Origin of the sequence: Sphaerobacter sp., assembly GCF_019683595.1 — a bacterium.
Taxonomy (GTDB): Bacteria; Chloroflexota; Chloroflexia; order Thermomicrobiales; family Thermomicrobiaceae; genus Sphaerobacter.
In genome coordinates this window covers 1-8,721 of the sequence record NZ_JADGHZ010000143.1, presented here as the reverse complement: position 1 = coordinate 8,721, position 8,721 = coordinate 1, and the positions used below count along the sequence as shown (strand labels likewise).

General features: G+C 68.5%; 8 protein-coding genes, 1 tRNA gene and 1 other annotated feature. Of the genes, 3 read left to right on the top strand and 6 right to left on the bottom strand.

All coding sequences use genetic code 11. The annotated features are described in order from the left end of the window. Window positions 1-47 precede the first annotated feature (47 nt). The 6 genes from IRZ30_RS13210 to IRZ30_RS13185 all read right to left on the bottom strand — a co-directional run bounded on the left by IRZ30_RS13210 (window position 48) and on the right by IRZ30_RS13185 (window position 5,642). Window positions 48-1,304 (bottom strand): 3-isopropylmalate dehydratase large subunit, encoded by a 1,257-nt coding sequence (locus IRZ30_RS13210; RefSeq protein WP_294085839.1) that lies wholly within the window; start codon window positions 1,302-1,304, stop codon window positions 48-50. A gap of 2 nt (window positions 1,305-1,306) precedes the next feature. Continuing rightward, window positions 1,307-2,833 (bottom strand): 2-isopropylmalate synthase, encoded by a 1,527-nt coding sequence (locus tag IRZ30_RS13205; protein ID WP_294085837.1) that lies wholly within the window; start codon window positions 2,831-2,833, stop codon window positions 1,307-1,309. Window positions 2,834-3,104: 271 nt separating this feature from the next. Further along, window positions 3,105-3,332, bottom strand: a binding site (T-box leader). A 144-nt stretch (window positions 3,333-3,476) separates the two neighbouring features. After that, window positions 3,477-4,124 (bottom strand): MarR family transcriptional regulator, encoded by a 648-nt coding sequence (locus IRZ30_RS13200; protein ID WP_294085835.1) that lies wholly within the window; start codon window positions 4,122-4,124, stop codon window positions 3,477-3,479. Window positions 4,125-4,127: 3 nt separating this feature from the next. After that, entirely contained in the window at window positions 4,128-4,715 is a 588-nt protein-coding gene (locus IRZ30_RS13195; RefSeq protein ID WP_294085833.1) for a protoglobin domain-containing protein, read from the bottom strand. A gap of 142 nt (window positions 4,716-4,857) precedes the next feature. Continuing rightward, entirely contained in the window at window positions 4,858-5,160 is a 303-nt protein-coding gene (locus tag IRZ30_RS13190) for a hypothetical protein (RefSeq protein WP_294085831.1), read from the bottom strand. A 188-nt stretch (window positions 5,161-5,348) separates the two neighbouring features. Continuing rightward, window positions 5,349-5,642 (bottom strand): hypothetical protein, encoded by a 294-nt coding sequence (locus IRZ30_RS13185; protein ID WP_294085829.1) that lies wholly within the window; start codon window positions 5,640-5,642, stop codon window positions 5,349-5,351. A gap of 404 nt (window positions 5,643-6,046) precedes the next feature. Between IRZ30_RS13185 and IRZ30_RS13180 the strand changes: the two genes are divergently transcribed. The 3 genes from IRZ30_RS13180 to IRZ30_RS13170 all read left to right on the top strand — a co-directional run bounded on the left by IRZ30_RS13180 (window position 6,047) and on the right by IRZ30_RS13170 (window position 8,369). Then, on the top strand, window positions 6,047-6,610 hold the full coding sequence (locus IRZ30_RS13180; protein WP_294085827.1) for a hypothetical protein: 564 nt from the start codon (window positions 6,047-6,049) through the stop codon (window positions 6,608-6,610). Continuing rightward, window positions 6,607-8,184 carry an FAD-dependent monooxygenase gene (locus IRZ30_RS13175; RefSeq protein WP_294085824.1) on the top strand — a complete coding sequence of 526 codons (1,578 nt, stop codon included), beginning with the start codon at window positions 6,607-6,609 and terminating at the stop codon, window positions 8,182-8,184. Before IRZ30_RS13180 ends, IRZ30_RS13175 begins: the two co-directional genes overlap by 4 nt. Window positions 8,185-8,293: 109 nt before the next feature. Then, a tRNA-Arg gene (locus tag IRZ30_RS13170) sits at window positions 8,294-8,369 on the top strand. Window positions 8,370-8,721: the final 352 nt, after the last annotated feature.

Here is an 8,721-nt window from a genome sequence, read left to right as displayed (position 1 = left end):
CCCCCGGGCGGGCCGGCGGCGCGGCGGCCGGCCCCGTCGTTACCCGATTAGTTCAACGCGGCGGGCGAGGCCACACGGCCGAGCACCGCGCTGGCCGCCGCCACCTGGGGACCGGCCAGGATGATCTCGGCCTCCCGGTGTCCCATACGCCCGCGGAAGTTGCGGTTGGTGGTCGAGACGCAGCGCTCGCCCTTGGCCAGGACACCCATGTAGCCGCCGAGGCACGGGCCGCAGGTGGAGGTGGAGAAGATCGCGCCCGCCTCCAAGAAGATGTCGGCCAGTCCCTCGCGCGTGGCCTGCTTGGCCACCTCCTGGCTGCCCGGGATGACGATGCAGCGCACGTTCGGGTGCACCTGGCGACCCTTGAGGATCTTCGCCACCTCGCGCAGGTCGCTGATCCGGCCGTTCGTGCAGGAACCGATGACGACCTGGTGGATCGGCATGTCGCCCACCTCGTCGGCCGGGTAGACGTTCGACGGCAGGTGCGGCAGCGCCACCACCGGCTTGAGGTTGGACACGTCGAACTCGATGACCTTCAGGTACTCGGCGTCGGGGTCGCTCTCGACCGGCTCATACGGCCGATCGGTGACGCGGGCCAGCCACTCGCGGGTCTTATCGTCGCAGGCGAAGATGCCGGTCTTGGCACCCGCTTCGATGGCCATGTTCGCCATAGCGATGCGGCCGTCCATGTCGAGGGCGTCGATCACCTCGCCGGTAAACTCCATGACCGCGTAGAGCGCGCCGTCCACGCCGATCTGGCCGATGGTGTAGAGGATCAGGTCCTTGCCGCCGACGCCCTCGGGCAGCGTGCCGTTGTAGACGAACTTGATCGTCGGCGGCACACGCACCCAGGTGGTGCCGAGCGCCATCGCCGCAGCGATGTCGGTCGAGCCCATGCCGGTCGCGAAGGCGTTGAACGCGCCGTAGGTGCAGGTGTGGGAGTCCCCGCCGATGATCACCTGGCCGGGGAGCGTCAGGCCGTTCTCCGGCAGCACCACGTGCTCGATGCCGGCGCGGCCGACCTCGAAGTAGATCGCCCCCTGTTCGACGGCGAACTCGCGCATGACCTTCGCCTGCTCGGCCGCCTTGATGTCCTTGGCGGGGACGAAATGGTCCGGCACGAACACGACCTTGTTCGGGTCGAAGACCTGCTCCAGCCCGGTCTTCTTGAACTCCTTGATCGCCAGCGGCGCGGTGATGTCGTTGGTCATCACCAGATCCACCGCGACTTCGGCGATCTCGCCTGGCTCCACCCGGCGACCCGCCGCGCGCGAGAGGATCTTTTCGGTCATCGTCTGGCCCATGCTTAGACCGTCACCTCCGTTGCTACCCCTGCCCGGTTCAGCGCCATCAAGTAGGCGCGTACTCCAGCCTCCACAATGTCGGTCGCCACGCCCCGGCCGTTATAGATGTTCGCGCCGCAGCGCACGCGCACCGTCACCTCGCCCTGCGCGTCCTCGCCCGGGGTGACTGCGTCGATGTGGAACGCCTCCAGCGTACAACCGCTGTTCACCAGCCGGTCGATCGCCTTGAACAGCGCGTCGATCTGCCCGTTCCCGACCGCCGATGCCTCCCGCTCGACGCCGTCGATGACCATCTTGACCCAGGCTTCGGCCTGGCCGTTAGACCCCGAATGCGCCCGCCAGCCGGACAGCACGTAGCGCTCCGGCCCGTGCTGCAAGTCCTCTTCGACGATCGCGATCAGGTCCGCGTTGGTGACGGTCTTCTTCCGGTCGGTCAGGTCGATGAACCGCCGGTACAGCTCGTCGATCCGCTCCCGGCTCAGATCGCCGTAACCGAGTTCCTTGAGGCGGGCAGTGAAGCCGGCACGCCCGGAGTGCTTGCCGAGCACCAACCGGCTCGCCTCCCAACCGACCGACTGCGGCGTCATGATCTCGTAGGTGTCGCGATGCTTCAACATGCCGTCCTGGTGGATGCCGGCCTCGTGGGCGAACGCGTTGGCACCGACGATCGCCTTGTTCGGCTGCACCACGATCCCGGTCGTCCGGCTGACCAGCCGCGACGCCGGGACCAGCATCTGGGTCTCGATGCGCGGCATGATCCCGCCGTAGAAGTCCTTGCGGGTGTGGAGCGCCATGACCACCTCTTCCAGCGAGGTGTTGCCCGCGCGCTCGCCGATGCCGTTGATCGTTACCTCCGCCTGCCGCGCGCCGGCCTGGATCGCGGCCAGCGTGTTGGCCGTCGCCATCCCCAGGTCATCGTGGCAGTGGACGCTGACCACGACGTTCTCGATGCCGGGCGTGTTCTCCATCAGGTATTGGATGAGCCGCGCGTACTCGGCTGGCGTGGTGTAGCCCACCGTGTCCGGCACGTTGATCGTCGTCGCGCCGGCCTCAATCGCTACGGCGAAGATGCGGCAGAGGAAGTCCCAGTCGCTGCGGGTCGCGTCCTCGGCCGAGAACTCGACGTTGGAGACATAGCCGCGAGCCCGCGTCACGGCCCGGCGCGCCGCCTCGACGACCTGATCCGGCGTCATGCGGAGCTTGTACTCCATGTGGACCGGCGAGGTCGCGATGAAGGTGTGGATGCGCGCCTCCTCCGCGGGGCGTACCCCTTCCCAGGCGGCGTCGATGTCCTGGTCGTTGGCCCGCGCCAGGGCGCAGATGACGCTCCCCTTCACCTCGCGCGCGATGGTCCGCACGGCCTCCAGGTCTCCGGGCGACGCGGCCGGGAAGCCAGCCTCGATGACGTCCACGCCCATGCGCGCGAGCATTCGTGCGACCTCCAGCTTCTCCGGCGTCGCCATCGTCGCACCCGGCGATTGCTCGCCGTCGCGCAGCGTCGTGTCGAAGATGATCAACCTGTCGCTCATCGGGAACCTCCGCTCCTCTTCCATCCGCCGTGTTGACAAGTGCCGGATAAACGAACCGGCCTCCCGTGCTGGGAGGCCGGTGAGTCTTCCGGTCTGATGCGTATGCCCGCGTTACGGGCAGCCTCCCAGCGCGCCTCTCGCCCCGCCAAGGGGCCGAAGAAGGGAAAGAAGGAAAAGCCCAAGAAGGTCGAGGTAGCGCGCTGCCATCTGCCCGATCACCCTATCGTCCATCCGCTCGTGCCGCGCACGGCAATCAAAAAACCCGTCCCTCGGAAGGGACGGGCTTCACCCGCGGTACCACCCTACTTGGCACTGCTCCGGTTCGAAGCGGTGCCCACTCTGCGCGTGCTAACGGACGCGACCCGGTCGGAGCTAGACCTGCCGGCTTCACCCCGACGGCTCAGGGACGAGTTCGCGCGCTCTGCTCGCACCGGGCTCACACCGTCCCCCGGCTCGCTGTGCGCCGAAACGCGCTACTACTTCCCCTCATCGCCAGATGAGATTGTGAGCAATGTATCAGACCCCCGCCAGGGATGTCAAGGCCGCCGTCCGGCTCCGCACCGGGAGGGCGGGTGTTCTTGCGCGGATGTGTGACCCCGAAGGCGGTCATCGCACGGTGGTTTGGCCCGTGCGCCCGCGCCGCCTATTTGGTGTCGTCTGGTCTGTCCCGACCCGCGAGCGCAATCGGCGTGAAGTCGGGGCAGGCGAGCCGTGAGTCCGCTTCCGAGAGATAGCGGTCGATCAGCGCGCAGTGGTGTGGCTCGGCCGCACCCGGTGCTGCGTTCTCTCGGAAGTGCACGCACCCGCGGCACGGCTCGCTCACCTGCAGCGCTCCCATCTCACGCAGGCTCCACACCAGCGCCCCCAAGTTCCGCTCCAGGCTCCGAAGATCGTCGGCGTCGAGCCGCCCGAGCGCGTCCGCCAGCGTCCGGCCCAGCCGGTCGAGGTTCCGGCAGACGGCCTCACCGTCCGGGGTGAGCCGGAGGAGCGTCACCCGCCGGTCGAACGGGCTCGGCTCTCTCGTCACCAGCCCGCGTCGGATCAAGCCGTCCACGACGCCGATCGCCGTCGCGTGGGTCGTCCCCAACTCCGCCGCCAGCCGTCCGACCGACGCGAGAAACGGCTTGGTATGGCGGATGAACAGGAGCGCCTGCGCCTGCACCGGCGTCAGGCCCTGCTCCTCCGCCTCGGCGAGGGACAGCTTCTTTACCGCCTGGGCCAGGCGGAGTAGCGCCATTCCGACGCGAGCCGCCGGGTCGTTCCTCCGGCGTTCAGGGTCGTAGAGGCTCACCCGTCAGAATGCTCCCTCTCGCAGGTACGGTTGGCTCCAGAGGGTCACCTGCAGGAGCACCGCCTTCAGCCACGCCTGATGCATCCGCTCGACCTCCGCCGGGTCCGACTCCCCCTTCTCCAGGAACGGACGGATCGTCGCGTAGATGGGGTAGGCGAGGGCGTTGACGTAGCGGAAATGGATGAACGGCGGCGCGCCCTGCACCCCATCCGTCTTGTTCTTGTCCCGATAGTGACGGCGAGCGATCTCAGCCTGGTAGGCCAGCCAGTTCTCATCATACTCGGCCCGGCAGGTGTCCAGGATCCACTCACCGAACCGCGCTCGGACCCGGGCGAGGTAGTCCGCATCCGGCCCGTTCGGCGTCGAGAAATAGGCAAGCAGGAAGTCGTGCGCTCCGACGAACCCGTACCAGACGTCGAGGATGTCGGAGACCTGCGGCGCCAGGATCTCCCCGGCTCGGCGCAGCGCCCGGACATCCTCCTCGCTGAAGAGCAGCGCCTGCTGGATCCGGTGCAGGTCGCCGAGCGAGAGCGCCGAGGGTGGGAGCGACGGGTCGCCGTAGCGATAGCCGGGGATCTGGGTTGCTGCCATGCGGGGCCTCCCTTCGCAGTGCTAATATGTAGGATACCTACATATTAGCGGAGCGGCCGGCGCTGTCAAGGGGAGCTGCACCACACGGCACAAAAAAACGCACCCGGCACCACTCGGTGCCGGGTGCGTGATCGCCTGCGAATCAGCGAGCGCGACCTCCGAGCGCGGCGACGAGCCGCCGCGCGCCGGTGCGCTCACTCTCTGGTTGCCCCGAGGCGAAGCGCTGTCGCAGTTCCTCCAGTGAGTACCACTGGTCGTCGTCGATCGGCTCCCAGCGGTCGCTGCGCAGCAGCGCCGCCACGAAGTCGGGATTGAGCGTCCCCCGGCTCAATGTGCCGGTGGAGCCGATGAACAGCCGCCGCTCCCCGCGCCGGTCTTCGACGACGAGGTCGCCCGGCTTGCTCGGCGAGGCGGCGATGATTCGCAGCAACTCTCGTTCGGTCACTCTAATCCTCCGTCATGCCACGGGCACCGCCCGTGGGGCGCATCACCGTTGACGCGCCTATTGATGAGACGTCGCGTTCCCTGGGAAGGTTCCCGATCGCATGACCCGATGCCAGTCACGCGGCACCAATCCTCCGCGCCTCCGCGCGTGCAGCAGGAACCGTGCCCCGAGGTCAACTCTCGGCGTCACTACCAGGTCTGACGAAGGTGCGCGAGGGGGAAAATCGGGAGGCCCGGCTGCGACCCGATCAATTGCACGGCAGCCTCCTCATCGCAGGGCCGGACGTAGAGGAGGTAGACAACCTCGCGCGCCTGCCCCGGCTGACTCACGCTGATCGTCTGGGTGCGGACGGGCATGTTCGCCCGCTCCAGCTTGTCCCTCCAGCGCGCCACCTGAGCGGGATCCCGCGTGGTCGCTACACAGACGACTTCCGGTGGATCGAGGAGCGTGACGCCGGCCACATCGGCGGAAATAACCTCCACGGCACCACTCCCGTCACCTTCGGCCTCCGAGCGCCTCATTGCGCTCCCCGGCGTACCATACCAGGTGAGGCCGGTCGTTCCACCTGTCCGACTAGCCCACCAGACCTGTCCAAACCGTACCCGATCTGGCGGTCCAATGGAATGTTAATTCCGTCACAATCTCCGTGCCACCCTTCACGCCCGTGCGACGGAGATCCAGCCACTTCCGCAATTAGATCCCCGAATTAGCAACGCATCTGACACTTCTTAGCAGGTTCTGTTGCGAGCACGTGATCGTGGGCCGGTTATCGTAACGGTGGCACCTTGTATGACCCGCATAACAGGGATGTGACCCGCCGAAGCCGAGCCGCACCGCACGCGAAGCACCGTCCTCACCGAGCGGCTGACTTGATTGCGAGGGCACCATGAACGACCAGACTCCGTTGCCCATCAGCACCGCGGCGCGGGCAGAGGTCCGCTGCGTCGCCAGCACCATCAACCTGGCGGCTCGCCGTCGGATACATCTTCAGCACGAGCACCTTGGCTCGTGCCTGCATTTCGCGGACAGGACGTCCGCACCGGTCTACCGTGAGACGGTCGTCGACCGGGTGCCCGCCGACCCCTGCGTCCTCGTGGTGGCGTTCCGGTTGCGGGCCGTCCGCGGCCTGGGGCACACCTTGTTCCGCTGGGAGAGCCTGCTCAATACCCCGCTGTTCGTGGGTTTCCCCGGCTTCGTCTCCAAACTGTGGCTCGCCAACGACGAACACGGGGTCTACCGGGGGGTGTACGAGTGGGACGGTCCCGACCGCGCCGAGCACTACGCTCGCTGCCTCTGGCAGGTGCTCGCGCTGGTGTGCGTGCCGGGCTCGATCCACTACCAGGTACTGCCCGGCCTGCGGCGGGACGACCTGCTTGCGGCTCCGGCGCGGCTCGGGGCCACTACATCCACAGACACGAAGGCGTGGTGGCGGGTGGTGGCGACGTCATGAGCCAAGCAACCGATGTCCTCGTGGTCGGCGCAGGGCCAACCGGCCTCACTCTGGCACTCCAGGCTCACGCCCTCGGCGCGCGGGTCAGAATCATCGACCGGCGCGCCGAGCTATGGCGGCCGTCCCGCGCCCTCATCCTGCACCCGCGCACCCTCGAGGTTCTGCGCCCGCTGGGTGTCACCGAGGCGATCCTGGACCGGGCGGATACCGCCCCGGAGGTGCACTTGCACCTTGGCGCACGGGTGGTCCGCGTCACCCTCGCCGGTTTCGCGCTGCCGGACACGGCGTTCCCGCACCTGACCCTGGTGCGGCAGACGGACATCGAGGACGTTCTCGATCGGGCACTCGCCGCACGCGGCGTCGTGGTGGAGCGCGGCACCGAACTCGTCGATCTGGAGCACGGGCCATCCGGCGTCCGGGCCACGATTCGCTCACCCGCGGGACTCCACGACGTGGACTGCACCGTCGTCGCAGGGTGCGACGGCCCGGAGAGCACCGTGCGCCGCCTCGCCGGGATCGCGTGGCGCGGCAAGCCGTACAGGGAAGAGGTGGTGATTGCCGACGCGGAGATCGACGCCGATCTCGCCCCCGGCGTCGCCCACGTCGCGGCGGCGCGTGGCGGCTTGGTGTTCCTCTTCTCGCTCGGTGAGAAGGCAACCTGGCGCATCTTGGCGACCCGTCCCGCCGGGCACGACCTAATCCACTACGGTCAACCAGGTCCACCGGTCGCCCGCGCCGAGTTGCAGGCACTCCTCGACGCCGTGGGCGTCGACGCTCGGATCACGGCCCTCGCGTGGTCGGCACGCTACGCGCTGCAGCTCGGGCTGGCATCCCGTTTCCGCCAGGGTCCGCTGTTCCTCGCCGGTGACGCCGCCCACGTATCGTCCCCGGGCGGCGGCCAGGGGATGAACACCGGCATCCAGGACGCCGTCAACCTCGGCTGGAAACTCGCCTGCGCCGCCGCAGCCTCAGACCCGGACCTCGTACTCGACTCCTACGACTTCGAGCGCCGCCCCGTCGTGCGGCAGATCCTCCGGCTGACCCACCTGATCTTCTGGGGCGAGGCGTCCACCGGCCCGCTTCCCTCGCTGCTCCGCGGGACGATTGCCCCCGTCGGCGCGCCGCTGATCCCCGTCATCCTCGGTCGCCGCCGGCTGGTCGCGGCGGGAGTCCGCCGGGTATCCCAGTTACGCGTCGCCTACCCGGATAGTCCCCTGTCAGTCGAGGGCACTCCCTCCCTTCCAGGAGGCCCGGGCGCCGGCCATCGCCTCCCGGACGCGACCGTCACCACCGCCGACGGCCGGCATACCCGGCTTCACGCGCTCCTCGCCCGGCCGGGGTTCCACGTCCTGCTGCACCGCGACGCCGCGCCCATTGAGCACGAATCGCTCGGTCCCCACGTCGCGGTCCACCGGCTCACGAGCATCCCCGGCACGGGCATCGTCGTCGTCCGCCCCGACGGTTACATCGGCTTCCGCTGCGGCATCGCCGACGTGGTCCAGCTCCGCTCCTGGCTCGCCCTCGCCGGCGCCGGTGCGCACGCACTGACTGCCACCCCGGACCATCGCCAATGACCGTCGCGGTGCGGAATTCGGCTCGCGACCGGACACTCCGACTTCGGGTACAATAAGCTCTTGGAGACATGGGTCCCGGCGCGCGATGACCGCCGGACTCGTCCGTCTCGCCCCCGTAGTTCAGCGGATAGAACGGCGGCCTTCTAAGCCGCATGTCGCAGGTTCGAGTCCTGCCGGGGGTACCACCGAAAACCGCGTGCAGGAGTAGAAAGCAGAGTCCGGGGCGACGCCGCCTCGGACTCTTCATGTGCTCCCCGCAGAGGGGACAATCCGGAGGCGCTCGCCCTGGCCGGTGGGGCCGCCCGCCGCGGCTGGATGAGGTTTCTCGGGCATCAGGCTGACCTCCACAGGACCTCGGGCTGACCGGTCGCCCGCAGCCCCGCGCCGGTCCACCGGCCGCACGCCCGCTTGCGGGCGGAGAGGCTGCCGTGGTGGCGCAGGGCGAGGGGGTGCGGTTCCCGCCCCGCCGTTGCTGGCACGTTCCAGCGACCGGAGAGCGGGAACCGCGCTAGTCGTCATCGTCATGCGCGTCGTGGT

What these genes read in the sequence shown, in the direction of transcription:
- IRZ30_RS13205 (WP_294085837.1), bottom strand. Translation starts at nt 2,833, where the DNA reads ATGAGCGACAGGTTGATCATCTTCGACACGACGCTGCGCGACGGCGAG.
- IRZ30_RS13175 (WP_294085824.1), top strand. Translation starts at nt 6,607, where the DNA reads ATGAGCCAAGCAACCGATGTCCTCGTGGTCGGCGCAGGGCCAACCGGC.
- IRZ30_RS13210 (WP_294085839.1), bottom strand. Translation starts at nt 1,304, where the DNA reads ATGGGCCAGACGATGACCGAAAAGATCCTCTCGCGCGCGGCGGGTCGC.
- IRZ30_RS13195 (WP_294085833.1), bottom strand. Translation starts at nt 4,715, where the DNA reads ATGGCAGCAACCCAGATCCCCGGCTATCGCTACGGCGACCCGTCGCTC.
- IRZ30_RS13180 (WP_294085827.1), top strand. Translation starts at nt 6,047, where the DNA reads ATGAACGACCAGACTCCGTTGCCCATCAGCACCGCGGCGCGGGCAGAG.